The organism is Phaeobacter sp. JH204B (assembly GCF_048055755.1).
In the GTDB taxonomy this organism is placed as follows: domain Bacteria; phylum Pseudomonadota; class Alphaproteobacteria; order Rhodobacterales; family Rhodobacteraceae; genus Phaeobacter; species Phaeobacter bryozoorum.
Genome location: NZ_JAYMXF010000030.1, coordinates 167,622 through 193,018, shown reverse-complemented (window position 1 = coordinate 193,018; position 25,397 = coordinate 167,622). Strand labels below are relative to the sequence as shown.

The 25,397-nt window shown below is 62.1% G+C and carries 19 protein-coding genes and 5 tRNA genes; 19 read left to right on the top strand and 5 right to left on the bottom strand.

Translation table 11 applies throughout. The features are described 5' to 3' along the window. The first annotated feature begins 229 nt into the window (after positions 1-229). Together VXL81_RS17350 and lon are read left to right on the top strand one after the other, a co-directional pair. Positions 230-898, top strand: a complete 669-nt coding sequence (locus VXL81_RS17350; protein ID WP_416555391.1) for a hypothetical protein — start codon at positions 230-232, stop codon at positions 896-898. 235 nt (positions 899-1,133) lie between these two features. After that, complete coding sequence (lon, locus tag VXL81_RS17345) at positions 1,134-3,548, top strand: endopeptidase La (protein ID WP_416535159.1); 2,415 nt, start codon at positions 1,134-1,136, stop codon at positions 3,546-3,548. A 311-nt stretch (positions 3,549-3,859) separates the two neighbouring features. Here the strand turns inward: lon and VXL81_RS17340 are convergent, their stop codons facing one another. Together VXL81_RS17340 and VXL81_RS17335 are read right to left on the bottom strand one after the other, a co-directional pair. Continuing rightward, positions 3,860-4,135, bottom strand: coding sequence for a YrhK family protein (locus VXL81_RS17340; protein ID WP_416538973.1), 276 nt, complete (start codon positions 4,133-4,135; stop codon positions 3,860-3,862). Positions 4,136-4,424: 289 nt separating this feature from the next. After that, positions 4,425-5,480 (bottom strand): Leu/Phe/Val dehydrogenase, encoded by a 1,056-nt coding sequence (locus tag VXL81_RS17335; RefSeq protein ID WP_416555389.1) that lies wholly within the window; start codon positions 5,478-5,480, stop codon positions 4,425-4,427. 129 nt (positions 5,481-5,609) lie between these two features. On the opposite strand from VXL81_RS17335, the gene VXL81_RS17330 reads away from it, so the two are divergent. The 8 genes from VXL81_RS17330 to VXL81_RS17295 all read left to right on the top strand — a co-directional run bounded on the left by VXL81_RS17330 (position 5,610) and on the right by VXL81_RS17295 (position 8,329). Next, positions 5,610-6,065, top strand: a complete 456-nt coding sequence (locus VXL81_RS17330; protein ID WP_340545927.1) for an Lrp/AsnC family transcriptional regulator — start codon at positions 5,610-5,612, stop codon at positions 6,063-6,065. Between the two features lie 101 nt (positions 6,066-6,166). Next, a tRNA-Val gene (locus VXL81_RS17325) sits at positions 6,167-6,241 on the top strand. A gap of 148 nt (positions 6,242-6,389) precedes the next feature. Next, positions 6,390-6,959 carry a histidine phosphatase family protein gene (locus VXL81_RS17320; RefSeq protein WP_416555387.1) on the top strand — a complete coding sequence of 190 codons (570 nt, stop codon included), beginning with the start codon at positions 6,390-6,392 and terminating at the stop codon, positions 6,957-6,959. A 77-nt stretch (positions 6,960-7,036) separates the two neighbouring features. After that, positions 7,037-7,112, top strand: a tRNA-Val gene (locus VXL81_RS17315). Between the two features lie 147 nt (positions 7,113-7,259). Continuing rightward, the gene (locus VXL81_RS17310) at positions 7,260-7,631 is read left to right on the top strand and encodes a hypothetical protein (protein ID WP_340545925.1); all 372 of its coding nucleotides are present in this window, start codon (positions 7,260-7,262) and stop codon (positions 7,629-7,631) included. A gap of 330 nt (positions 7,632-7,961) precedes the next feature. Beyond that, positions 7,962-8,038, top strand: a tRNA-Asp gene (locus VXL81_RS17305). 50 nt (positions 8,039-8,088) lie between these two features. Further along, positions 8,089-8,165 (top strand) — tRNA-Asp (locus tag VXL81_RS17300). Positions 8,166-8,252: 87 nt separating this feature from the next. Further along, positions 8,253-8,329 (top strand) — tRNA-Asp (locus VXL81_RS17295). A gap of 127 nt (positions 8,330-8,456) precedes the next feature. Here the strand turns inward: VXL81_RS17295 and VXL81_RS17290 are convergent. Further along, a complete protein-coding gene (locus tag VXL81_RS17290; RefSeq protein ID WP_416555385.1) occupies positions 8,457-9,848 on the bottom strand; it encodes a M20/M25/M40 family metallo-hydrolase in 1,392 nt (463 codons plus the stop codon). Positions 9,849-10,171: 323 nt separating this feature from the next. Between VXL81_RS17290 and hemA the strand changes: the two genes are divergently transcribed. From hemA to ispG, 3 genes are all read left to right on the top strand, one after another. Beyond that, positions 10,172-11,395 carry a 5-aminolevulinate synthase gene (gene hemA, locus VXL81_RS17285; RefSeq protein WP_416555383.1) on the top strand — a complete coding sequence of 408 codons (1,224 nt, stop codon included), beginning with the start codon at positions 10,172-10,174 and terminating at the stop codon, positions 11,393-11,395. A gap of 131 nt (positions 11,396-11,526) precedes the next feature. Beyond that, positions 11,527-12,750: a helix-turn-helix domain-containing protein gene (locus VXL81_RS17280; RefSeq protein WP_340545922.1), complete on the top strand. Its 1,224-nt coding sequence runs from the start codon at positions 11,527-11,529 to the stop codon at positions 12,748-12,750. Between the two features lie 208 nt (positions 12,751-12,958). Then, the gene (gene ispG / locus VXL81_RS17275; protein WP_340545921.1) at positions 12,959-14,080 is read left to right on the top strand and encodes a flavodoxin-dependent (E)-4-hydroxy-3-methylbut-2-enyl-diphosphate synthase; all 1,122 of its coding nucleotides are present in this window, start codon (positions 12,959-12,961) and stop codon (positions 14,078-14,080) included. Between the two features lie 205 nt (positions 14,081-14,285). Here the strand turns inward: ispG and VXL81_RS17270 are convergent, their stop codons facing one another. Together VXL81_RS17270 and VXL81_RS17265 are read right to left on the bottom strand one after the other, a co-directional pair. Next, positions 14,286-15,074: a DsbA family protein gene (locus VXL81_RS17270; protein WP_416534240.1), complete on the bottom strand. Its 789-nt coding sequence runs from the start codon at positions 15,072-15,074 to the stop codon at positions 14,286-14,288. Next, positions 15,071-16,459 (bottom strand): M48 family metalloprotease, encoded by a 1,389-nt coding sequence (locus VXL81_RS17265; protein ID WP_340545919.1) that lies wholly within the window; start codon positions 16,457-16,459, stop codon positions 15,071-15,073. Before VXL81_RS17265 ends, VXL81_RS17270 begins: the two co-directional genes overlap by 4 nt. Here VXL81_RS17265 and VXL81_RS17260 point away from each other — a divergent pair. The 6 genes from VXL81_RS17260 to VXL81_RS17235 all read left to right on the top strand — a co-directional run bounded on the left by VXL81_RS17260 (position 16,458) and on the right by VXL81_RS17235 (position 25,393). Beyond that, complete coding sequence (locus tag VXL81_RS17260) at positions 16,458-17,606, top strand: pyridoxal phosphate-dependent aminotransferase (RefSeq protein ID WP_340545918.1); 1,149 nt, start codon at positions 16,458-16,460, stop codon at positions 17,604-17,606. The genes VXL81_RS17265 and VXL81_RS17260 overlap by 2 nt on opposite strands. A gap of 164 nt (positions 17,607-17,770) precedes the next feature. Beyond that, positions 17,771-19,051, top strand: coding sequence for an N-acetylmuramoyl-L-alanine amidase (locus VXL81_RS17255; protein ID WP_416555381.1), 1,281 nt, complete (start codon positions 17,771-17,773; stop codon positions 19,049-19,051). A gap of 187 nt (positions 19,052-19,238) precedes the next feature. Continuing rightward, positions 19,239-21,740 (top strand): penicillin-binding protein 1A, encoded by a 2,502-nt coding sequence (locus VXL81_RS17250; protein WP_416534237.1) that lies wholly within the window; start codon positions 19,239-19,241, stop codon positions 21,738-21,740. A 179-nt stretch (positions 21,741-21,919) separates the two neighbouring features. Continuing rightward, on the top strand, positions 21,920-23,044 hold the full coding sequence (gene prfB, locus VXL81_RS17245; RefSeq protein WP_340545916.1) for a peptide chain release factor 2: 1,125 nt from the start codon (positions 21,920-21,922) through the stop codon (positions 23,042-23,044). Between the two features lie 141 nt (positions 23,045-23,185). After that, positions 23,186-24,610: an amidase gene (locus VXL81_RS17240; RefSeq protein WP_416555379.1), complete on the top strand. Its 1,425-nt coding sequence runs from the start codon at positions 23,186-23,188 to the stop codon at positions 24,608-24,610. Positions 24,611-24,622: 12 nt separating this feature from the next. Next, a complete protein-coding gene (locus VXL81_RS17235; RefSeq protein ID WP_340545914.1) occupies positions 24,623-25,393 on the top strand; it encodes a DUF2189 domain-containing protein in 771 nt (256 codons plus the stop codon). Positions 25,394-25,397: the final 4 nt, after the last annotated feature.

Genomic DNA, 25,397 nt, shown 5'->3' with positions numbered 1-25,397 from the left:
TGCGCTTTTGGACCATGGCGGATCCTATGGGGAGCAGCCGGGGTCGCTGGCGCACCTGACGTCGGCCGCGCAGCGGTAAGGATTGCCGGAGCGCGACGGCACCCAAGGCAACGGCCTGATGTCGTGCGCTTTTTGCTGCGATCTTTGGTAGGGATGATCCCGGTCCGGTCCGCGTTCACTGGTTATGAAGACCTCGCTGCTAGATTCCGCCAAAACGGGAAGGGTCGCGATGAGCTGGTTACAGGCATGGGGGAGCGTGGTGCTGCTGGGCGGCCTTGTGGCTGCCTCTGGCGCTGTGGCGCAGTCGGATCAGGCAGCTAAGGCGCCGGGGTCGCTGGCCGAGGCCTCAAGTTTTTTCAAGGCACCACCGCTTGATGGCTGCCGGATCGCATTTGACGATCTGATCAAGGGCGGCTCCAAAGCGCTGCGGGGCCAGTGGTTTGTGCAGAAGGGGCCGGGGGAGACCGGGCTGCCGGTTGGCGGCCGCGTCGATATGGAACCGCTGCCGCAGCGCGCGGGTGAGGTGCTGACACTGAGATTTCGCAATGGCCGTCTGGTGGCGGATTCTGCCGTGTCCGGGGTGATCCCCGTCGGCGTGCTGGACCGGGCGCCACCTGAGCCGGGCACGGGGCTGAGGGCCGAAAGCGTCGGCCGCGGCGATCTGGCGGATGGTGCGGAGGTCTTCCTCGATGAGCTGGGCATGGGGCGGCTGCCCTGCGGGGAGGAGCAGATGCTGCAACTGAGACTGCAATCAGAACGCGACACCGGCACCGGAGACGTGTTGCGGCAGGATATCCGTCTGTTCCTGATTGATCAGACCCGGATGAGCGGCACCTACCGCGAAACCGGACCGGGTGGGCGGCTAGAACGCGGGGTGATCACCCTGATGCGGCGCTGATGCTGCGGGTCAGGTCATCGGCGGAGGCTGCCGCGCGCGGCCTTCACCATTTGCTCACCCTAGCTGCATTTGCGCCCTTGTGGTCCGGGCGCGCTGCGGGCAATGTGACACCAAACATTGAGGCACGGCGGTTGAAATCCCGACACCGCTGCACCAGATAAACAGCCAATGAGGAGACGCGCCGAAGCTGCCGATAATCGGGGCGGGGGCGTCTTGCCAAACCAAAGGACCGAGTATGCAAGAGCCACTCAATTCATCCTACCCCGTCCTGCCGCTGCGCGATATCGTTGTGTTCCCGCATATGATCGTGCCGCTGTTCGTCGGGCGGGAAAAATCGGTGCGTGCCCTGGAAGAGGTGATGACCGACGACAAGCAGATCCTGCTGTCCAGTCAGATCGACCCGGCGGAAGATGATCCGCAATCCGATGGCATCTACAGTGTCGGCGTGCTGGCCAATGTGCTGCAGCTGCTGAAACTGCCCGACGGCACCGTGAAGGTGCTGGTCGAAGGTCATGCGCGGGTGAAAATCACCGAATATCTGGACAACGACAACTTCTTTGAAGCGCGCGCGGAGTATCTCAGCGAGATCCCCGGCGATGTCACCACCGTGGAGGCGCTGCTGCGCACGGTCGGCGATGAGTTCGAGCGTTATGCCAAGGTCCGCAAGAACATCCCGGAAGAGGCGCTGAGCGCCGTTGGCGAGACCACGGAACCGGCCAAGCTGGCCGATCTGGTCGCCGGTCATCTGGGGATCGAGGTCGACAACAAACAGGATCTTCTGGAAACCCTGTCGGTGAGCGAACGTCTGGAGAAGGTCTATGGCCTGATGCAGGGCGAGCTGTCGGTGCTGCAGGTCGAGAAGAAGATCAAGACCCGCGTCAAATCCCAGATGGAGAAGACCCAGCGCGAATATTATCTGAATGAGCAGATGAAAGCCATTCAGAAGGAGCTGGGCGACAGCGAGGACGGTTCTAACGAAGTCGCCGAGCTGGAAGCCAAGATTGCCGAGACCAAACTCTCCAAAGAGGCGCGCGAAAAGGCCGAGGCCGAGCTGAAGAAGCTCAAGAACATGTCGCCGATGTCGGCGGAAGCCACGGTTGTGCGCAACTATCTGGACTGGATTCTGGCCCTGCCCTGGGGCACCAAATCCCGCGTGAAGAAAGATCTGAGCCGGGCGCAGGATATTCTGGACGCCGATCACTACGGGCTTGAGAAGGTCAAGGAACGTATCGTTGAATATCTCGCGGTGCAGCAGCGCTCGGCCAAGCTGAAGGGGCCGATCCTCTGCCTTGTTGGCCCTCCGGGTGTCGGCAAGACCTCGCTGGGCAAATCGGTGGCCAAGGCAACCGGTCGCGAGTTCATCCGCATTTCGCTGGGTGGCGTGCGCGACGAGTCCGAGATCCGCGGTCACCGCCGGACCTATATCGGCTCCATGCCCGGTAAGATCATTCAGGCGCTGAAGAAGGCCAAGACCACCAACCCGCTGATCCTGCTCGATGAAATCGACAAGATGGGGCAGGATTTCCGGGGTGATCCGGCGTCGGCGATGCTGGAGGTGCTGGACCCGGAACAGAACGCGACCTTCATGGACCACTATTTGGAAGTGGAATATGACCTGTCGAACGTGATGTTCCTGACCACCTCGAACAGCTACAACATGCCGGGGCCGCTGCTGGACCGGATGGAGATCATTCCGTTGTCCGGTTACACCGAGGATGAAAAGCGTGAGATCGCCAAGCAGCACCTGATTTCCAAGCAGGTGAAGAACCACGGTCTGAAGGCCAAGGAATTCGAACTCACCGATGAGGCGCTGACCGAGATCATCCGCACCTATACCCGTGAGGCGGGGGTGCGGAATCTGGAGCGTGAGATCGCCAAAGTGGCGCGGAAATCGCTGACCAAGATCGTCAAGAAAGAGGCGGAGAGCGTTTCTGTCACGCCTGAGAATCTGGATGAATTCCTTGGGGTTGCGAAGTATCGCTATGGTCTCGCCGAGAAGGAAGATCAGGTCGGTGTTGTCACCGGTCTTGCCTATACTTCGGTCGGGGGTGAGCTGCTGAGCATCGAGGCGCTGCGCCTGCCGGGCAAGGGTCGGATGAAGACCACCGGCAAGCTGGGCGATGTGATGAAAGAGTCGATCGAGGCGGCTTCAAGCTATGTCCGCTCGATTTCGCCGCAGCTTGGAGTGAAGCCGCCGAAATTCGACAAGCTGGACATCCACGTCCACGTGCCGGATGGCGCAACGCCGAAGGACGGCCCAAGCGCGGGTCTGGCCATGGTGACGGCGATTGTCTCGGTGCTGACTGGGATCCCGGTCCGCAAGGATATCGCCATGACCGGCGAGGTGACGCTGCGCGGCAATGCGACCGCGATTGGCGGTCTGAAGGAGAAACTGCTGGCCGCGCTGCGCGGTGGTATCAAGACGGTGCTGATCCCGCAGGAGAATGAGAAAGACCTGCCGGATATCCCGGATAACGTGAAGGAGGGGCTGGAGATCATCCCCGTCAGCCACGTCTCCGAGGTGCTGAAACATGCGCTGACCGATACGCCCGAACCCATCGAATGGGATGAGGCGGCAGAAGAGGCCGCCGCCGCTGCCAAGGCAGCATTGGGTGTTCCCGAGGATGGCGCCAGCGCCACCGCGCATTGATCCAGGCCACGGGTGCTGCCCCTAAGCTGTTGAGATCAATCCGCAATAGGTAACAATAGATGGGCGTCCCTTATCCGGGGCGCCCATCTGCCTTATGTCCTGTGAGATGCGTTTGCGACCTTCTTGAAGCAGGCGACCTGTCGGTTCGTCGGCCGTGGGAAGAGGAAGAAATAGATCAGTTCGCCGCATTGTTGGGCCGCTTGATTGTCGCAACATGGGATACGCTGGCCTGATATGACAGGGCGACGAGAAACCGGTTGTTGGCCGGTCCGCCGGGCGGTGGCTTGGCGGAGACGCGGGCGCGGGCCGTGTCATTGGCGGGTGATATCGTCATAATCGCCAAGTCGCAGATAGGCGTATTCACGGTAGAGTTTGATCGTCGGGCGCAGGCCGAAGAGGATGGATCCTACCAGAAACAGCCATGTGCCGGGGGTGACGGTTGCGTCGTTGAAGAACAGGATCGAACCTATCACAAACAGCACCGCAGCGGAGACATCGACCATCGTGTAGGCGATTTCACAATAGGCGTAGATCTTCTTGTGGCGGTCGCTGCGATTGCGATTGTCGGGGTGGAACAGGGCCATCATGTCCTCCGTCGGTCTGTGTCGGCTGCTTTTACCCTAACGCGCGGGGGGACGATTGGTTCAAAGGAGATTTTCATAGCGGCAGTCAGTGCCCCTCAGGGGTTCCACGCAGGCCTCGCAAGAAAAAGGGCGACCGCAAATGGTCGCCCAAATCAGGTTTTATTATTGTTTTCCCGAGATTTCGGGTTCTTCCGTCTGGCGCCCGCTCTTATTCGGCGGGCTTGATCCAAGGCGCTGCATTGGGTAGCGCATCTTGGATGTTCGGGGCGGGCGACAGGGTCGCGATGCCGGGTCAGGCCGCTTTGGGCGCCATTTTTGCCTGCACGGTGGCGATGGCCACGGAGTCGGGGCTGACGTCATCGGCGGTGGCCTGTTTCAGGATTGCCGCCATGGTGACCTCCAGCGCCTCAAGCCGTTCGGCCACGAAGCTGTTGCGGTTGCCGATTTTCAGGATCTCGGTGGCGACATTGATGATGCCGCCGCCATTGGCCACGAAATCGGGCGCGTAGAGGATGCCGCGTTTGTGCAGTGCGGCTGCATCCTCGGCCGAGGCCAGCTGATTGTTGGCACCGCCTGCGACCAGGGCAACCTTCAGCTGCGGAATGGTTTCGCTGTTGAGGATGCCGCCGATCGCGCAGGGGGCAAAAATATCGGCCTCCACCGCGTAGATCTCATCGGGGGCGACAGCAGTGGCGCCAAAGGCGGCAACTGCACGTTCAACCTGTGTGCTGTTTACATCGGTGACGATCAGCTCGGCACCGGCCTTGTTGAGAAAATCGCAGAGATACCAGCCGACATGGCCCAGGCCCTGAACCGAAACAACCCGGTTTCTGAGGTCGATCTGGCCGGTCTTATGCGCCCAGGCGGTCCGGATCGCATTGAAGATGCCGCGCGCCGTGATGGGTGAGGGGTCACCGGAGGCATATTCACCATCGGCAAGCCCGGCGACGGAGCTGGTTTCCTCGGCCAGGATGGCCATGTCCGCGGGGCTCATGCCCATATCCTCGGCGGTGATGTAACGCCCGTCCAGGCTGTCGATGGCGCGGGCAAAGGCGCGCAGCAGCTCCGGGGTTTTCTGGGTGGCGGGATCGCCCATGATCACCGCCTTGCCGCCGCCAAGCGCGAGGCCTGCTGCGGCGTTTTTGTAGGTCATGCCTTCGCTCAGGCGTTTGACATCGGTCAGCGCGTCATCGGCGCTGGCGTAGGGGCGCATCCGCAGCCCGCCGGCCGCCGGGCCAAGCAAGGTGGAATGCACGGCGATAAAACCGGTGAGACCAACCGAGGCATCCTCGACGCGGTAGATTTCTTCATGTGTCGAGGTGGCGACGGGGGTGATTGTGGCTGTCATCTTTGGATTGCTCCTCCATTTCACCGCAGAATACCGCCACGCAACCGCCGGTTTCCTCCAAAATACGTCGCAGTTATTGATGATGTTGGTGGCTTTCCCTAATATCTGGCCAAAATTAGGGGGAAACACGTGGATAAGATTGATCGCAGGATTCTGGCCGCCCTGCAGGAGAACGGTCGGATGAAGATCGCCGAGCTGGCGGAGAGAGTCGGCCTCTCTGCGACGCCCTGTGCGCGGCGGGTCGCCAATCTGGAGGACAGCGGCGTGATTTCGGGCTATTCGGCGCGGGTCGATCAGGCCGAGGTTGGCCTGCCGGTCACCATCTTTGTCGCGGTGGAGCTGGAACGCCAGTCCAGCGAAGGGTTGCAGGCCTTTGAGGCGGCGGTGCGGCGGTTCGATCAGGTGATGGAATGTTATCTGATGACCGGGAGCCGCGATATTCTGCTGCGGGTCGTGGCGCAGGATCTGACCGATTTCGATCAGTTTCTGGAGCATCGTCTGATGCGGGTCCCCGGCATTCGCAACACCCGGTCCAGTTTCACCCTGCGCACGATGATCTGCCGCAATGTGCTGCCGCTGGAGTAGGAGGGGGCAGCGCCCGTGCGGCGCAAAAATCGCAGCGCAGCGGGATTTTTCATCACCCCCCTCTTGCAGCGACGCGCGACCGGCGGTATGACCGCCGCCAAGGGTGATTAGCTCAGTGGTAGAGCGCTTCGTTCACATCGAAGATGTCAGGAGTTCAAATCTCTTATCACCCACCATCTTCCTTTTGCAGTGCCGATTAGCTGACCTCTGCGTCTTGTGGTGCGGACGTGGTGTCGCGTTTCGCGCTTGGTTCTTCTCAGGCCGGAGAAACCTGTCTAGATGTTGAGGCAAGGGCCGGAGGGTCGGGCATCAACGAGGGCGGGCATGGACTATCCGAAGATCTGGTTTCTGCGGCATGGGCAGACGGAATGGAACGCCGAAGGGCGCATTCAGGGACAGCTGGAATCGCGGCTGAGCCCGCTGGGGATTGAGCATGCGCAGCAGCAGGCGGGGCTGATGGCGCCGATTTTGGCACAGGGACCTACCTGCTATGTCTCGCCGTTGGGGCGGGCGCAGCAGACGGCGCAGATCGCGCTTGGCGGTCAGCCCTATGTCACCGACGCCCGGCTGGCCGAGGCGCAGGCCGGCGTGTTTCAGGGCATGACCCGTGCCGAGGTCGCGGCTGAATACCCGGATATCTACGCCGCCAACCCGCTCAATCTGGATTTGTTCTGTGCGGCGCCAAAGGGCGAGGGCTTTGCTGCGTTTCAGGCCCGGATCACGGATTTCCTGACCGGGCTGAGTGAGCCGACCGTTGTGGTGGCGCATGGGCTGTGGGGACAGGTTCTGCGCGGGGTGATCTGCGGCTTGTCGCGCGCGGAAATGGCCGCCTTGCCCAATGAACAGGGCTGCATCTACGAGTTGTCGCAGGGCATGGAGCGGGTGCTGCGCTAGGGGTGGGAATTTTTTCGCAGATTTTTGCGATTTGCCTCTTGCGCAGAGCGCGCGCATTCTCTAAATCCGCGCTCACCGGGTCGTTAGCTCAGTTGGTAGAGCGCTTCGTTTACACCGAAGATGTCGGGAGTTCGAGCCTCTCACGACCCACCATCTCCACCTTGAATTCCATATCAATAAGCTCTGCCAGCGCCAAAGTTGCGAGGCATATGGTTTCGCAGTAGGCTCATGTCGCTCCTTCGGCGCATTTCCCGCCGGAGGGGAGTTTTTTTACCGAGTATATGACGTGGAGTTTATGTCATGAAATATTTTGCAATCCTTTCAGTCGTGGTCTCTGTCCTGTTCTGTCTGCCCGCAGCGGGGCAGGCCGGGTCCTATAAGCCGATCAAGACCGAGGCGGAGTTTCTCGCTCTTGTCGGTGGCAAGACCCTCAGCGCCGATTGGGGCAGTATGCAGATCCTGCCCAACGGGAAAATCAAGGGAAAGACCAACCAGGGCAAGCTGGTTGGCGCCTGGCAGTGGAATGGCGCCCTGTGGTGCCGCAATGTCCGCATCGGCAAGCAGCCGGAGCGGGGGACGGACTGCCAGAAAATCGGTGTCTCTGGAAACCAGATGCAGTTTATCCGTGAGCAGGGCCGGGGCGCGGCCGTTGTCATGGTGATCTCCAACTGATCAGGACTAACCGGTGGCGCGGCTCTGGTACGGCGCGCCATCGGTGCTGTCTGCGGCACCTTGCGGCTGGATGGCGCTGTTGTTGTCGCCGCTTGGCTCCGTGATCCGCGGATCTGAGGTCGGCAGTGATTTTCTCGATGGATTATCCCTGGTGCCCGGCGGGACGCCAGATGGGAATTTCGGAAAAACAATGGGTTAGGCGGCAATTTGGCGGTGGCTTTGTTTTTTTTCACGGAAACCGGAGAAAATGCCAAAACACCGCTTGACGATCCCTCGGTGCTGCGAATATTACAGCCCAACATTCAGCGGCGACGTTGGATGGAACAGCAAGCGGTTGTAGCTCAGTTGGTTAGAGTACCGGCCTGTCACGCCGGGGGTCGCGGGTTCGAGCCCCGTCAACCGCGCCACTGCTGTCCGCCCCGGATCCGGGTTAAGGGATCCAGATGAAAGTAAATGCGCGGTTGTAGCTCAGTTGGTTAGAGTACCGGCCTGTCACGCCGGGGGTCGCGGGTTCGAGCCCCGTCAACCGCGCCACTTTCATACGATGCCCTGTCGTTCAGGGTCCGCCCCGGAGGGGATATATAGGTCAGGCTGCTGCCTGATTTGCCGAAAGGCCCATGCGCGGTTGTAGCTCAGTTGGTTAGAGTACCGGCCTGTCACGCCGGGGGTCGCGGGTTCGAGCCCCGTCAACCGCGCCACTTTCTTCCCTAAATTTGTGGATGAACGCTCCCTGCTTCGGCGGGGTTTTTGCGTTTTGTGGCGAGGCGTTACGGTGATTGCCCTGTCGAGATGTGGTGCGCGCCGGAGCGCACACCACTGGCCTTGTTATTTCGTGGTCAAAGCATCCAGCACGCGTGCCCAGGAGCGGATGCCCTTGTGGAAGCTTTCCAGATCGTATTTCTCATTTGGGGAGTGGATGGCGTCATCTTCATTGGCAAAGCCGATCAGCATCGCATCCATACCGAGGATGGATTTGAAGAAGCCGGCAATGGGGATCGAGCCGCCCATGCCGCAGAATACGGCTTCGCGGTTCCATTCATCCGACAGCGCACCGCGGGCGGCTTCGAATTCGGGGCGGGCGATATTCATCACCGAGGCACGCGAGCCCTCCAGATCATTGTCCCAGACCACCTTGCAGTCAGGCTTCAGCCGGTCTTCGACATGTTTGCGGATTTTCAGGCGCAGCGCATCCGGGTCCATGTCGCCGACCAGACGGCAGGTGATCTTGCAATGCGCCTCAGACGGGATCACGGTTTTGGAGCCGGCACCGTTGTAGCCACCCCAGAGGCCGTTCACCTCCAGCGTTGGGCGGGCCCATTGCTGTTCCAGAACCGAGCGGTCCTTTTCCCCGTGGGCCTGAGTATAGCCTGCGTTGGAGAGATAATCCTTTTCATCAAAGCCGCAGCCTTCCCACTGGCGCAGCTGCTCTTCCGGCACCTCATGTACGCCCTCATAGAAGCCCTCAACCGCGACCTTGCCGGTGTCTTCGTCATAGAAGGACGCGACGATGCGGCTGATTTCGCGCAGCGGGTTGAGGCCGGGGCCGCCGTAATGGCCGGAATGCAGGTCGATGCGCGGGCCGATCAGGGTGAACTCATCCTTCAGCATGCCGCGCAGCTGCGAGGAAATCGACGGCACCCCGCGCGACACCATCGAGGTGTCGCAGATCAGCGCCAGATCCGCTTTCAGCTCGGCTGCGTGCTGTTCCATAAAGGGCACGAGAGAGGGCGAGCCGCTCTCTTCCTCGCCCTCAAAGAAGAAGGTGATACGGCAGGGCAGGGTGCCATTGACCGCCTGCCAGGCGCGGCAGGCTTCGACAAAGGTCATCAGCTGGCCCTTGTCATCCGAGGCGCCACGGCCGCGAATGACGGTGCCGCGCGCGGTCTCTTCCAGCTGCGGCTCAAACGGGGGAGTGGTCCAGAGGTTCAGCGGATCCACCGGCTGCACGTCGTAATGGCCGTAGAACAGCACATGCGGCAGCGCCTCATCCTGAGGGCCGACGTGACCTACCACCATCGGGTGGCCGGGAGTGACGCGCTTTGCGGCCTCGATGCCGATGGATTGCAGATCCGCCACCAGCCAATCGGCAGCCTTGTCGCATTCGGCCTTATAGGCGGGATCGGTGGAGATCGACTGGATGCGCAGCAAATCCATCAGCCGCTGCGTCGCGGCATCAAGGTCGCTGTCAATCCGGTTCAGGACGTCGTTCAAGGACATGGTCAGGGGGCTCCTGCAATTGATGGTTGGCTCGCCGCGAAGCCTAACAGTGCCCGCCGACAGGGGCCAGAGGCCGCCCACCTGTGATGTGCCAGTGATAAGCCTGTGATATGCGTCGGTTTGTAGCGTCAAACGGGCGTTACAATTCTTGCTGCCGTCGGCGCAAAGGTCTATTTGACCTGCATCAAGGCTGGACCGGCCCCTTCACCGTATTTGATTGATCAAACGGAGGGATCGGGTTATTTATTCGGTAACGTGAATATATCAGCCCGACCACAGCTCGCGCCAGATCCGCTGGTGCCAACTATGCCATGGAGGTGCCGGTGGACTATACCGCGAAACTCGACCAAGCGATTGCTCAGCTTCACACCGAAGGTCGCTACCGGACATTTATTGATATCGAACGGCAGAACGGTCAGTTTCCACATGCGGTCTGGACCCGTCCAGACGGCAGCAAACAGGACATAACGGTCTGGTGCGGCAACGATTATCTGGGCATGGGTCAGCACCCGGTAGTGCTGGAGGCAATGCATGGGGCCATTGATGCCACCGGTGCAGGCTCCGGCGGCACCCGCAATATTTCGGGCACCACGGTCTATCACAAACAGCTGGAAGCCGAGCTGGCGGACCTGCATCAGAAAGAGGCGGCGCTGCTGTTCACCTCGGCCTATGTCGCCAATGATGCCACGCTGAGCACGCTGCCCAAGCTGTTTCCCGGTCTGATCATCTTTTCCGATGCGCTGAACCACGCCTCGATGATCGAAGGTGTGCGGCGCAATGGCGGGGCCAAGCGCATCTTCCGCCACAATGATGTTGCGCATCTGCGGGAGCTGCTGGCAGCGGCGGATCCTGCCGCCCCCAAGCTCATCGCCTTTGAATCGGTCTATTCCATGGATGGCGACTTTGGCCCGATTGCCGAGATCTGCGACCTGGCTGATGAATTTGGCGCGCTCACCTATATCGACGAAGTTCATGCGGTTGGCATGTATGGCGCGCGCGGTGGCGGTGTGACCGAACGCGACGGGCTGATCGATCGCATCGACATTGTGAACGGAACCCTGGCCAAGGCCTTTGGCGTGATGGGCGGCTATATCGCCGCATCGGAAAAAATGTGCGACGCCATAAGATCTTATGCGCCGGGCTTCATCTTTACCACGTCGCTGGCCCCGGCGGTAGCGGCAGGGGCGGCGGCCTCGGTTGCCCATCTGAAGACGGCGCCGGAACTGCGCGAACAGCACCAGCTGCAGGCACGGATCCTGAAGATGCGGCTGAAGGGGCTTGGCCTGCCGATCATCGACCATGGCAGCCATATCGTGCCGGTGATCGTCGGCAACCCGGTCCATACCCAGAAGCTGAGCGACATGCTGTTGTCGGATCACGGGATCTATGTGCAGCCGATCAACTTCCCGACAGTGCCGCGCGGCACCGAGCGGCTGCGCTTTACCCCATCCCCGGTACATGGTCCCAAAGAGATTGACGCCCTGGTCAAGGCGATGGATGGGCTCTGGTCGCATTGTGCGCTGAATCGTGCCGAAATGGCGGGCTGAATCATAGCGCTGTGTCAAAATGGTAAGATTGTGGTAGTATGACCATAATCAAAGGGCGCAGGCGAATCGCATTCCGCGGATCCATGACGTCCTGAATGTCGAATGCGGCAGGCTAAAATGGGACAGCAGGCATGATCGGGCGCCTTACTCAGCGCAAATCGAAGACGCACGACGAATCGCCAAGGCCTCGCAGCTTTGATGATTACGAGCTTCGGTTGGGTGACATTATGCGCGGTGAACGGGCCACGATGGGCAAGTCGCTGCTGGATGTCCAACGTGAGCTGCGGATCAAAGCCTCCTACATCGCCGCGATTGAGAATTCTGACCCGACTGTCTTTGACACGCCGGGTTTTATTGCGGGTTACGTGCGCTCTTATGCGCGCTATCTCAATATGGATCCCGACACCACATTTGACGCCTTCTGCCAGGAAAGCGGTTTCCAGGTGGCCCATGGCATGTCCGCCGAGGCATCAGTGCGCAAATCCGCCGGGAAACCGATTGCAACCGGCATGGGTGGGCTGCGCAGCGATGCCTTCACCTCTCCCAATACTCCCTTCGTACCCGCAGCCAGCAGCGTCTTCAGCCAGATCGAGTTGCGCGCGGTGGGGTCGCTTGCGGTGCTGGTGGCGCTGATCGGCGGCATTGGCTACGGCGGTTGGGCGGTTCTGAAAGAGGTCCAGCAGGTGCAGATGGCGCCGGTGGATCAGACCCCCATCGTGCTGGCTGATCTGGATCCGCTGGCCGGTGCTGCCCGCGAGGGGGATGCCCAGAACGAAGATCCCGCACTTGAGGCGCTGGATCGGCTCTATCGCCCGCAGGCGCTGGACGTGCCGGTCATGGTGCCGCGCGACGGCCCGATCGCGACGCTTGATCCACGCGGCTTCGGCAATTTTGTCATGCCGGAGCTGCCCTCGGTTGCGCTGGCAGATGCCAGCCTCAGCACGGCAGCACCGCTGCCCGCCATGCCGCAGGTCGTGGAAGAGACCGCGCCCGCGCTGCAGATGGTCGCCGTGCGCCCGTCCTGGGTTCAGGTCACTGCCGTGGATGGCAGCGTGATCTTTGAAACCATCATGGAGCCGGGTCAGCATTTCGAAATTCCCGCCACCGAAGAGGCACCGCTGCTGCGCACCGGCGAGAGCGGCGCGATCTACTTCGCAGTGAACGGCGCCCATTACGGACCGGTCGGCGAACGGGGGCAGGTGACGAAGAACGTCGTGCTGTCCTCCGATGCGCTCACCGAACGGTTTGCGCTGGCCGATCTGAGCGAGGATCGCAACAGCGCACTGGCCACGCTGGTCGCTGAATTGCAGGCCAGCAGCCTCACCGTTCCCGTGACCGAGACCACGGGCGAATAGGCCCCGTCCGGCCGGATGTCTCCAGCCGGGGCGTCGGACCTGCCTTTGCCATACAGCTGACCTTTCTGAGCCCGGGCCTCCCTCATGGGCCACGCGTGGTGATTGCGACATCTGGCCTGCGACCTTCAGGATTGCCCGCCTCCCATTGAAGCTGCGCGAGACTGCGCGTATCTATGCCCGGAACCCTGAACAGCGCGGACCGGACCTCATGTCGATCAACCACATTCGCCCCTGGCGCCACATCGAACGCCGCAAGAGCCGCCAGATCCATGTCGGCAATGTGCCTGTGGGTGGCGATGCGCCGATTGCGGTGCAGACGATGACCAATACGCTGACCACGGATGTTGCCGCGACGGTGGCCCAGGTGCAGGCCGCAGCGGAGGCTGGCGCCGATATCGTCCGGGTCTCGGTCCCGGATGAGGCCTCCTCCAAGGCACTAAAGGAAATCGTTCGCGAAAGCCCGGTGCCCATCGTTGCCGATATCCACTTCCACTACAAACGCGGCATCGAGGCCGCCGAAGCTGGCGCTGCCTGCCTGCGCATCAACCCGGGCAACATCGGCGATGAAAAACGCGTGGCCGAAGTGATCCGAGCGGCTCGCGACCACAATTGTTCGATCCGCATCGGCGTCAACGCCGGTTCGCTGGAAAAACACCTCCTCGACAAATACGGCGAACCCTGCCCAGAGGCGATGGTGGAGAGCGGTCTGGATCACATCCGTATCCTTCAGGATCACGATTTTCACGAGTTCAAGATTTCGGTCAAAGCCTCCGACGTTTTCATGTCCGCCGCCGCCTATCAGCAGCTGGCCGAGGCAACCGATGCGCCGATCCACCTTGGCATCACCGAGGCCGGGGGCTTTGTCTCCGGCACCATCAAATCCGCCATCGGCCTTGGCCAGCTGTTGTGGATGGGCATCGGTGACACGCTGCGGGTCAGCCTCTCCGCCGATCCGGTGGAAGAGGTGAAAGTGGGCTTTGAAATCCTGAAATCCCTCGGCCTGCGCCACCGTGGCGTCAATATCATCTCCTGTCCCAGCTGCGCGCGGCAGGGGTTTGATGTGATCAAGACGGTGGAGGCGCTCGAAAAGCGCCTGGAACATGTGAAGACCCCGATGAGCCTCAGCATCATCGGCTGTGTGGTGAATGGCCCGGGCGAGGCGTTGATGACAGACGTGGGTTTCACCGGTGGCGGCGCGGGATCCGGCATGGTTTATCTGGCCGGCAAGGCCAGCCACAAGATGTCCAATGATCAGATGGTGGATCACATCGTCGAAGAGGTAGAGAAAAAGGCGGCTCAGCTGGATGCAGAGGCCGCCGCGGCGGAATAGATCCGCGACCACAAACTGACAACGAGATGAGCAAAAGGGCGCTATGATGACATCAGCGCCCTTTTCTCGTGTCTGTTTCGCCCGTCATCTTTCCAGAAATACTCCGGGGGTCTGTGGGCTGGCCCCCAGTGTGACCTGTGCCTGGGCGCAGGCCCCCAGTCCGCCCTGCATATAGGGGGCAACCTGCGTCACACCCCCAGAAAGATCAGCTGCGGTTCTCGCGGATCTCGGCGACCATGATTTCCATCTGATCGGCGGGCAGGTAGCCACGCAGCAGCTCATCGCCGAGGACAAAGGTCGGGGTGCCCGAAATCGCCAGCTGCTGGGCCAGCGCGCGGGTTTCCTGCAGCTGACGGGCAATCTCGGGATCTGACATCCGCGCGAGGATCGCATCGGCGTCCAGATCCAGCCCCTCTGCCAGACGGCGCAGCGTGCCTTCGTTCGGCTCGCCTCCGAGGGTGATCAGCGCGTCATGCACCATCTTGTAGGCTTCATCCCCGGCGACCATCTTGGTGGCGATCGCAAACCGCGAGGTCAGCACGGAAGCCTCGCCGAGGATCGGGAATTCCTTGATGATCAGGCGGATATTGCCATCGCCGGAGACCAGTTTTTCCACCTCTGGCGCGGCGCGGCGGCAGTAGCCGCAGCGGTAGTCCATAAATTCGACCAGCGTGATATCGCCCTCGGGGTTGCCGCCGACCCAGGAAAACCCGTCATCATGCAGCGCGGTCATATTCTCGGCCACCAGCGCATCGTCGCGGGCGGCCTCATCGGCGGCCTGCTGCTGTTCCAGCTTGTTGACAGCCTCCAGGATCACTTCCGGGTTCTCCAGCAGATAGGCACGCACCTCGGCGCCAAAGGCGGCGCGTTCCTCGGCGCTCATCTTGCCGAGGTCGAGCGCCGAAGCGGCGGGAGCGATCATCAGCCCAAGCGACAGGGCGGCCGCCGACAGAACAGGCAGCGCCGGGGCGGGAAGGCGGGCAATACGGGTCATCTCGATTTCCTTTTTTCGTGTTGTTCGGCGGCAATCAGCACATCTTGTGCACGTCGCCAGGCAGGGGATCCGGTGGGCAGCTGCGCGGTGGCCCGTTTGGCATGGAGACCCGCATCCTTCAGCCGACCCTGTAGCGCATAGCGCTCGGCGGTGGCCAGTGCTGCCATGCCGGACTGGCCAAGTTTCGCGTAGGCCTGCGCCATGTCCCGCAGCATGTTGGCGTTGCGGAAATCCTGCGCGCGGGAGGCCTCAAGGGATTTCAGCGCCGCTTTCGGCTGGCCCGCCGCCAATTGCGCGCGTCCAAGGCTGGCGAGGATCAGCGGATCACGCCCCGCCTTCTGAACGGCCCGGCCATAGGCGGCAAGTGCCGGCTGCCAGCGGCGGTTCTCCATCAGGATCTGGCCTTTCAGCTCCTGAAAATAGGGATCGGAGGGGCGGATCGCGAGGGCGCCGTCGATGGCGCGCAGGGCCTTGTTCAGATCGTTGCGGCGGTGATGGGCGATGGCTTCGCGCATCAGGCGCACATCCTTGTAAGGCTCATCCCCGATCCGGCGCAGGGTCCATTTGGGTGACCGGGTAAAGGCTGACAGCTTGCCGCGCACCCGCGCAAACCAATAGATCGCGTTGGCATCGGGTTTGGCGCTGTCACCGTGGCTCGCAAGATAGGCCTCGGCGGCGCGGATCCGGTCGCGGCTGAGCGGATGCGAGCGCATATAGGGATCCTGATTGACCGGGCTCAGCAGCTCTTGCCCGGCAAAGATCTTATGCACATCGACCAGTCCGCGCGGGCTGACACCGGCCCGTCGCAGGATGCCTGCGGCGGTGCGGTCGGCGGAGGCTTCCTCGGCGCGGGTATGAGCCAGAAAGCCGCGCAGCGCGGAGGATTGCGTGCCAAGCGCGATTCCGGCGGCGGCTTCCCCGGCGCCAGCGGCAGCCGCCAGCACCGCAAGAGCCGCGCCAAGCCCCGCCGCGGAGCGCGCAGAGCGCATGTTCTGCATCCGCCGGGACAGGTGGCCATTGGTGATATGCGCGGCCTCATGGGCAATCACCGCCTGCAGCATCTCGGGGCGGTCCACCTTCAGGATCAGCCCGTAATGTATGAAAATCGTTTGGGAATCGATGACGAAAGCATTGAAGGAGCCGTCATTGACCACCAGCACCCGCACCCGTTTGGCATTCAGCCCGGCGGCGCGCAGCACCGGGGCTGCCAGCTCGTTCAGTCCGCGTTCGATATCAGGATCGCGCAGCAGCGAGATCGAGGCCGCCTGCGCCGCGGGGGCCAGTGACCCCGCGACGAAACACAGCGCGGCAAGGGCCAGAGCCGGGATTGACGTGAGGCGGGAGAAGCGGTCAAAGGTCATGGCCGCACCATGGGAGATCAACATGCGAAACTCAAGCCGGTCCAACGTGGATCCCTTCATTGTGATGGATGTGATGGACGCCGCACGCCGGGCCGAGGAAGCTGGACGCCATATCATTCATATGGAGGTGGGCCAGCCCTCAACCGGCGCGCCGGATGCCGCGCGCAGGGCGCTGGCGGAGGCGCTGGATCGCGACAGCCTCGGCTATACGGTGGCGCTGGGTCTGCCGGCGCTGCGCAAGCGGATCGCGCAGCTATATGGCGACTGGTACAATGTTGATCTGAATCCGGAGCGGGTGGTGATCACGCCGGGCTCTTCGGGGGCGTTCCTGCTGAGCTTTACTGCGCTTTTTGACAGTGGCGACCGGGTCGGCATCGGTGCGCCGGGCTATCCCTCCTACCGTCAGATTCTGCATGCGCTGGGGCTGACGCCTGTTGATATCGAAACCTCGCTTGATCACCGCCTGCAACCGGTGCCGCAGGATCTGGCGGGGCTGGATCTGGCGGGTCTGATGGTGGCCTCACCGGCCAACCCGACCGGCACCATGCTGGACCGGGATGCGATGGCGGCGCTGATTGATGCGGCACAGGGGCAGGGGGCGGCGTTTATCTCGGATGAGATTTATCACGGCATCGAATATGACGCGAAAGCGGTCACCGCACTTGAGGTGACTGATGAGTGCTATGTGATCAATTCCTTTTCCAAGTATTTCTCCATGACTGGCTGGCGCGTGGGTTGGATGGTGGTGCCGGAAGACCACGTACGGGTGGTCGAGCGCATCGCGCAGAACATGTTCATCTGCGCGCCTCATGCCAGTCAGGTTGCCGCGCTTGCGGCGATGGACTGCGGTGCGGAGCTGGAGGAGAATCTGGCGGTCTATGCGCGCAACCGGGCGCTGATGCTGGAGGGGTTGCCAAAGGCCGGGTTTGACCGGATCGCGCCACCGGACGGGGCGTTCTACGTTTATGCGGATGTTTCCGAGCTGACCAATGACAGCCGCGCCTTTGCCAAGGAAATCCTGGATCAGGCCGGGGTGGCGGTGACGCCGGGGCTGGATTTCGATCCCAAGCGCGGCGCGACCACCCTGCGGTTCTCCTATGCGCGGTCGACGGCGGATATCGAAGAGGGGCTGGCGCGGCTCAAGAGCTTTATGGAGCAGCGTCGGGTCTGAGAGCGCGTCGCGAAAGGGCAGGCCGTGCGGGGCAAGCGGATGAGGCTGGCAATCAGGCCTCGCGATGGCTTAGTCTTTGGCCAAAAGCCGTGCCGCCACCAGCCGCGCGGCCATCCTGTGTCCTTATGGCAGGGCAATACAAAAAAACGGGCGGAGCAACAGCCATGAGCAGACCTATAAAAGCCCTCGCAGCGCTGCTGCCGGCCCTGGTGATCGCGATGACGCCGCCGGTTGTCGCTGAGGAAACAGCTGCTGCCAGCAGTCAGATCAGCGGGCAGGGCTTCAGCGGTCTGGCGCGGATCCTGCCGCAGGACAGCCGCGCCGCCGATCGCCGCTCGGGGGTGGATGTGACATTGGCGCTGAGCCAGGGGGTGCCGTATCGGCTGTTCACGCTGGATGGCCCGCCGCGCGTGGTGCTGGATTTTCAGGAGGTCGACTGGAGCGGCCTCGGCGCCGAGGCGCTGGTGACAGAGGACGGCATACGGACGGCGCAGTTTGGCACCTATGTGCCGGGCTGGTCGCGGCTGGTGCTGGAGTTGACGCGCCCAATGCAGGTCGAGACGGCGGCGATGGAGGTTGATCCGGTGACAGCGGCTGCGGGGCTGACCGTTGCCCTGCGCGAAACGAGCGCGGAGCAATTTGCCAAAACCACCGGCGCGCCGCGCGATGCCCGCTGGGATCTGCCCGCACCAACGCCAATGATCGCACCCGAGGATAAGGATTCGCTGGCGCCGCTCTTGGTGGTGATTGATCCGGGTCATGGCGGCATTGATCCGGGGGCGGAGGCCTTTGTTCAGGGCGGTCTGGTGCAGGAGAAGGATCTGATGCTGCAATTCGCCATCGAACTGGGCGAGATGCTGGTGCGGTCGGGCCAGTTCAATGTGCAGCTGACGCGCGACGACGATTACTTCGTCTCGCTTGAGCGGCGGATCGCGCTGGCGCATCAGGCCAAGGCGGATCTGTTCCTGTCGCTTCATGCCGACAGCCTGTCGGAAGGGCGCGCTCATGGCACCACGGTCTACACGCTGTCAAAAGACGCCTCTGATGCGGCCTCGGCGACGCTGGTGGAACGTCATGAACGCGGTGATCTGCTCGCGGGGGCCGATCTGAGTCAGGTCGATGACCGGGTGACCGATGTGCTGCTGGATCTGGCGCGGGTGGAGACACATCCGCGCAGTCAGGCGCTGGCCCGGGCGCTGGTCAAGGGGCTCAAGACCCAAGGTGGGGCAATGAACCGCCGACCGCTGCGCGAGGCGGGCTTTTCTGTGCTAAAATCGGCCGACATCCCCTCGGCGCTGGTGGAAATCGGATTCCTGTCCAGCCCGCGCGATCTGGCCAATCTGATGGACCCGGAGTGGCGCGAACGCACGGCGCGGGGCATCCTGAATGGGCTTTTGTCCTGGCGCATTGCCGATGATGAGACCCGCCCGCTGGTGCGTCAGTAGCTGCCGCTCGCCGGGATCGCCGGTCAGGCGGAACGGATCTGGCCCAGCGGCGTTTGATATCCGGGGACGGCCAGCGTCGCTTTCCCCCTGTTTTCTCCGGGTCAGCGGCATCAATATGCCGTTTCCCGTTTTGACCCCACGCGCCGCTGCACCTATATAGGCGGCACTGCGCGAGAAAGGCTCTACAGTGGTCAGATATATTCTATCGTTCTTTGGTTCCATCTTCAGCACCATCACGCTGGGCATCGCGATGATCGCGCTGACCATTGGTGCGGTGTTCTGGATCTATGGCCGGGACCTGCCCAGCCATGAATCGCTGGCGCAGTATCAGCCGCCGACGATCAGCCGGATCTACTCCGGCGAGGGGCAGCTGATTGACGAATTTGCCCAGGAACGCCGCCTGTTCACGCCCTCCGAGGAAATTCCCGATCTGGTCAAACAGGCTTTCATCTCGGCCGAGGACAAGAATTTCTACAGCCACAAGGGCTATGACATGCGCGGCATCGCCGCGGCGGCGGTCGAGGCGGTGCGCTCGCGCGGGTCGAACGTGCGCGGCGCCTCCACCATCACCCAGCAGGTGATGAAGAACTTCCTGCTCTCCGGGGACCGCAAGGCGGAGCGGAAGGTGAAGGAGCTGATCCTGGCTTCCCGTCTGGAAGATACCCTGAGCAAGGAAGACATTCTCGAACTTTACATGAACGAGATCTTTCTGGGGCAGAACTCCTATGGCGTGGCAGCCGCCGCCCAGACCTATTTCAACAAGACACTGAGCGAACTGGCCCCGCATGAGGCCGCGACGCTGGCCGCCATGCCAAAGGCGCCGTCGGATTATCACCCGGTCCGCCAAAAGGACCGCCTGCTGACCCGCCGCAACTACGTGCTGCGCGAGATGCGCGAAAACGGCTATATCTCTGATGCGGTTTACAAGGTCGAGGTCGATCTGCCGCTGCGCTCGGTGCAGAATGGTGATTTTGAGAGCTTCCGCACCGCGCTGCCGCCGCGCGATTATTTTACCGATGAAATCCGTCGTCAGCTTTCGGAGGATTTTGGCGAGGGCGAATTCTTCACCGGCGGCTTTACGGTGCGGGCGACGATCGACGAGGAGATGCAGGCCGAGGCCGCTGTTGCGCTGCGTGCGGGTCTTCAGGACTATGACCGGTCGCGTGGCACCTGGCGGGGCACTGGCGTGACGCTGGACGCCGATCTGTTGGCATCCGAAGACAGCTGGCGCGCGGCGCTCAGCGCTGCTGCCGTGCCGCGTGATATCGAACTGGGCGGCAAATGGCATCCGGCGGTTGTGCTGGAGGTCGGTGACCAGAGCATCAGCGTAGGCGTCGAGGAGGTGGCCGAAATCGGCTCGGTTCCGCGCTCTGACATCAAATGGATGAAGGGCAGCTTCAAGGACAATCTCGCCACCGGGGATGTGGTGCTGGTCCGCGCGGTCGAAAAGGACGGCGCACTGCAACATTGGTCGCTGCGTCAGGTGCCGGAAGTGCAGGGCGGCTTTGTCGCGATGGATGTGAACACGGGCCGGGTTCTGGCCATGCAGGGCGGGTTCTCCTACCAGCATTCGGTGTTCAACCGCGCGACCCAGGCGCAGCGCCAGCCGGGCTCCAGCTTCAAACCCTTTGTCTATGCGGCAGCTTTGGACAGCGGCTATAGCCCTGCGACCATCGTTGTGGACGCCCCGATCGAGATCAACACCCCGCAGGGGCTGTGGCGCCCCAAGAACTCCACCAACAAGTTCTACGGCCCGACACCGCTACGGACCGGAATCGAGATGAGCCGGAACCTGATGACCATCCGACTGGCCCAGGAGGTCGGCATGGAGGTGGTTGCAGGCTATGCGGAGCGTTTTGGGGTCTATGACAATATGGGGGCTTTCCTTGCCAACTCGCTGGGGGCCGAGGAAACTACACTCTACAAGATGGTGGCGGCCTATGCGATGTTTGCCAATGGCGGCGAACGGGTGCAGCCGACACTTGTGGACCGCATTCAGGACCGCCGGGGCGAGACCATCTATCGCCATGATGACCGTGACTGCGTGGACTGCGCCTCGCCTGCGCTGGCACCGGGGCAGGCGCCCCGGATCGTGGACAACCGCGAGCAGGTGATGGATCCGATCACCGCTTATCAGCTCACCTCGATGATGCGGGGCGTTGTGGAGCGTGGAACCGCCTCCAGCGTGATCAACCTGCCGGTGCCGACCGCAGGCAAAACCGGCACCACCAATGACTCGCGCGATGTGTGGTTTGTCGGTTTTACCTCCAATATCGTGGCGGGCTGTTACATGGGTTATGACCAGCCGCGTCCGATGGGCCGCGGCGCCTATGGTGGCACCATGTGTGGTCCGGTGTTCCAGCAGTTCATGCAGAAAGCGACGGCCAAATATGGCGGTGGTAAGTTCGCGGTGCCGGAGGGCGGCCATTTCATCAAGATCGACCGCTACACTGGTGCGCGCCTTGCCGATGCGGCTTCGGGGGCCAATGTGGTAGCGGAGTATTTCCGCGATGGTGAGGAGCCGATCTTTGGTCTGGCATTTGACGGTGGTTTTGCGATGGGGTCGAACCTGCCGCTGTTTGAGGAAGCCGCGCAATCAGCACGCCGGGTGACCACATCGGATGGTGGCACGGCGGTTCTGGGACCGAAGGCGAGTTTTGGCACCATCAGTTCCGGCGGGCTTTATTGACGCCGACTGTTTAGCGCGAACCTATCTGTTGGGCGGGGCGTGGAAATCATGACCCCGCCCCGTTTTATGCTGTGCGGTGACGTGGTGCGCCAATCGCGCTGCTGCCTGCTGCGTCGGCTTGCCCGCAGGGCGCGGGTGGTTTATCACGCAGGCCTGATACGTGATTTCAAGGGATTGCCATGCGCGCCGAAACTCAGAACATCGTGGCCGATATCGAAAAGTCGCTGGAGCTTTTGGCGCAGCGTCTGGATTGGGAAACCGCAGAGTTCCGCCTGGAAGAGTTCAACGCCCGCGTTGAGGATCCCAACCTGTGGGACGACGCCGAGGCGGCGCAGGCCCTGATGCGCGACCGGCAGATGCTGGTTGATGCAATCGACACCTATAAATCCATCAAGCAGGATCTCAGCGACAATATGGAGCTGATCGAGCTGGGCGAGATGGAAGAGGACGATGAGGTCATCGCCGATGCCGAGGCCGCGCTGAAGGCGCTGAAGGAAAAGGCCGCCGAAAAGGAGCTGGAGGCGCTGCTGGATGGCGAGGCCGACAGCAATGACACCTTCCTTGAGATCAACGCAGGCGCTGGCGGCACCGAGAGCTGCGACTGGGCGTCGATGCTGGCACGGATGTATGTCCGCTGGGCAGAGAAGAAGGGTTACAAGGTTGAACTGCAGTCCGAAAGCGCGGGCGAAGAGGCGGGGATCAAATCCGCCGCCTACAAGATTTCGGGCCACAACGCCTATGGCTGGTTGAAGTCGGAAAGCGGCGTGCACCGTCTGGTGCGGATTTCCCCCTATGATTCCGCAGCCAAGCGCCACACCTCGTTCAGCTCGGTCTGGGTCTACCCTGTGGTGGACGACAATATCGAGATCGAGGTGAACCCGTCGGATATTCGGGTGGATACCTATCGCTCCTCCGGTGCCGGTGGCCAGCACGTCAACACCACCGATTCTGCGGTCCGCATCACCCACGTGCCCACCGGCATCGTGGTCACTTCCTCCGAGAAGTCGCAGCACCAGAACCGTGACATCGCCATGAAAGCGCTGAAGTCGCGGCTCTATCAGCTGGAGCTGGACCGCCGGAACGCCGATATCAACGCCGCCCATGAGGCCAAGGGCGATGCCGGCTGGGGTAACCAGATCCGTTCTTACGTGTTGCAGCCCTACCAGATGGTGAAGGATCTGCGCACGCAGCACGAGACCTCCGACACCAAAGGTGTGCTGGACGGCGATCTGGACGGGTTCATGGCGGCAACGCTGGCGTTGAACGTCGCCGGAAAGAGCCGCTCGGAAGCGCAGGGCGAGTGATTTCGACGCGGCATCCTGCCGCTTTGCGATAGCAGCACCCCCGGTTGAGAATTTGCAGACCCGTTTGCCTTGGCAAGCGGGTTTTCTTTGTGTTTTGCTGCGGCTAGGCTGACATCATCTGCCAGCCAGGAGCCCCCGGAGATGACCCAGATCCAGACCAGCGCCCGCGAGATCCTGCGCGATCTTTCGACCGGGCGTCGTCGCGCAGAGGCGCTGATGGAGGAGACGCTGGACCGCATCGAGGCGATCAACCCGAGCGTCAATGCAATTGTGGCCCTGCGGGCGCGAGACGTGCTGCTTGCCGAGGCGGCCGCTGCCGATCGGGCAGAGACGCGGGGGCCGCTGAACGGGCTGCCGATGGCGGTCAAGGATCTCGCAAATGTGGCTGGTGTTCCTTCGACGCAGGGTTCGCCATTGCTCGCAGATTTCGTGCCGCAGACGGACGATCTGATGGTGGCGCGGTTGCGGGCGGCGGGGGCTGTGATTATCGGCAAGACCAACACCCCGGAATTCGGCCTTGGGTCGCATACCTATAACCCGGTCTACGGGGCGACGGCCAACCCCTATGACCGCAGCCGCAGCTGCGGCGGTTCCTCCGGCGGCGCGGCGGTGGCATTGGCGACCGGGATGGTGGCACTGGCGGACGGGTCCGACATGATGGGATCTCTGCGCAACCCTGCCGGCTGGTGTAATGTCTACGGTTTCCGTCCCAGCTGGGGACGGGTTCCGAATGAGCCACGCGGCGATCTGTTCCTGCATCCGCTGTCCACCAATGGGCCGATGGCCCGCAGCCCCGAGGATCTGGCGCTGCTGCTGGATGTTCTCTCCGGTCCCGATCCGCGTCAGCCGTTCTCGACCGGGTTTGCGGCGGCGGATGGTGTCGCCCCCCTGCCTGCCGCGCGACCGATGCGCATTGGCTGGCTTGCAGATTGGGGCGGTGCCTATCCGATGGAGGCGGGCATATTGGAGACCTGCGAGGCCGCGCTGGAGGTGCTGCGCGGCTTGGGACATCAGGTCGAGCCGATTGCACCGCCTTTTGCGGCGGAGCGGATCTGGCAGAGCTGGAGCACGCTGCGTTCCTTTTCCGTGGCCTCTGGTCTCAGGGTGTTTTCCGGGCAGCGGCAACAGCTGAAAGCCAGCGCCCAATGGGAGCTGGAACGGGGCATGGCGCTGAGCGGGCAGGAGGTTCAGGCAGCATCTGATTTGCGGTCGGACTGGCAACGCGTCGCGGCGCGTCTGTTTTCGCAGTATGACGCGCTGGTGCTGCCGACCGCGCAATGCTGGCCCTTTGATATCACGCTTGAGCACCCGCAGGCGATCAACGGCACCGCGATGGACAGTTACCACCGCTGGATGGAGGTGGTGACACCGGTCAGCCTGCTGGGCCTGCCCTGTCTGGCGGCTCCGGCGGGGTTTGGAGCTGGTCAGCTGCCGATGGGCCTGCAGATCTTTTCCGCCCATGGCCGCGACCGTGACCTGCTGGCGCTGGGGCAGCAGTATCATCTTGCGACTTGCTGGCCAGAGCGGCGCCCGCCCGAGCTGCCGTGCTCGGACACGCCCCTGTAAGGAGATCCTCATATGGACGAAAAAGCCTTTGGCGTGCCGCAGTTGCAGCCGATGACCCTGTCGACCCTGGGGCAGGCGCTGCGGCGCGGATGGGCTGATTTTCGGGCCAAACCGGGCTATGGGCTATTCTTTGCTGGGGTCTATGTACTGGCGGGCTGGATCATGGCCTGGATTACCGTTGCGACCGGCACAACCTTCTGGCTGGTTCTGGCGGCCATCGGCTTTCCGTTGGTCGGCCCTTTTGCCGCGGTCGGCCTATATGAGGTCTCGCACCGGCTGGAACAGGGGCGGGCGCTGGGTTTTGGCGCGATCCTGAGCGTTGTGCTGCAACAGAGCCGCCGTCAGCTGCCGTCGATCTGCGCCATCATCATCATTGTCTTCCTGTTCTGGTTCTTCCTTGGTCATATGATCTTTGCGCTGTTTCTGGGCCATTCGACGATGACCAATATCTCCAGCTCGCCCGAGGTTTTCCTGACGGCAAACGGGATAACCATGCTGCTGGTCGGCAGCCTGGTCGGGGCGGTATTTGCGCTGCTGCTTTACATGATCACAGTGATTTCCCTGCCGTTGCTGCTGGATCGTGAGGTGGATTTTGTCACCGCGATGATCACCAGTTTTTCCTATGTGCAGGCCAATTTTCTGGTGATGCTTGTCTGGGCCGCAGGCATTGCCATAGCCACATTCTTGGCCATGGTGCCGGGGTTTCTGGGGCTGTTTCTGGTGCTGCCATTGCTCGGCCATGCCAGCTGGCATATCTATCGGCTGATCGCGACCGCAGCCTGAGCGG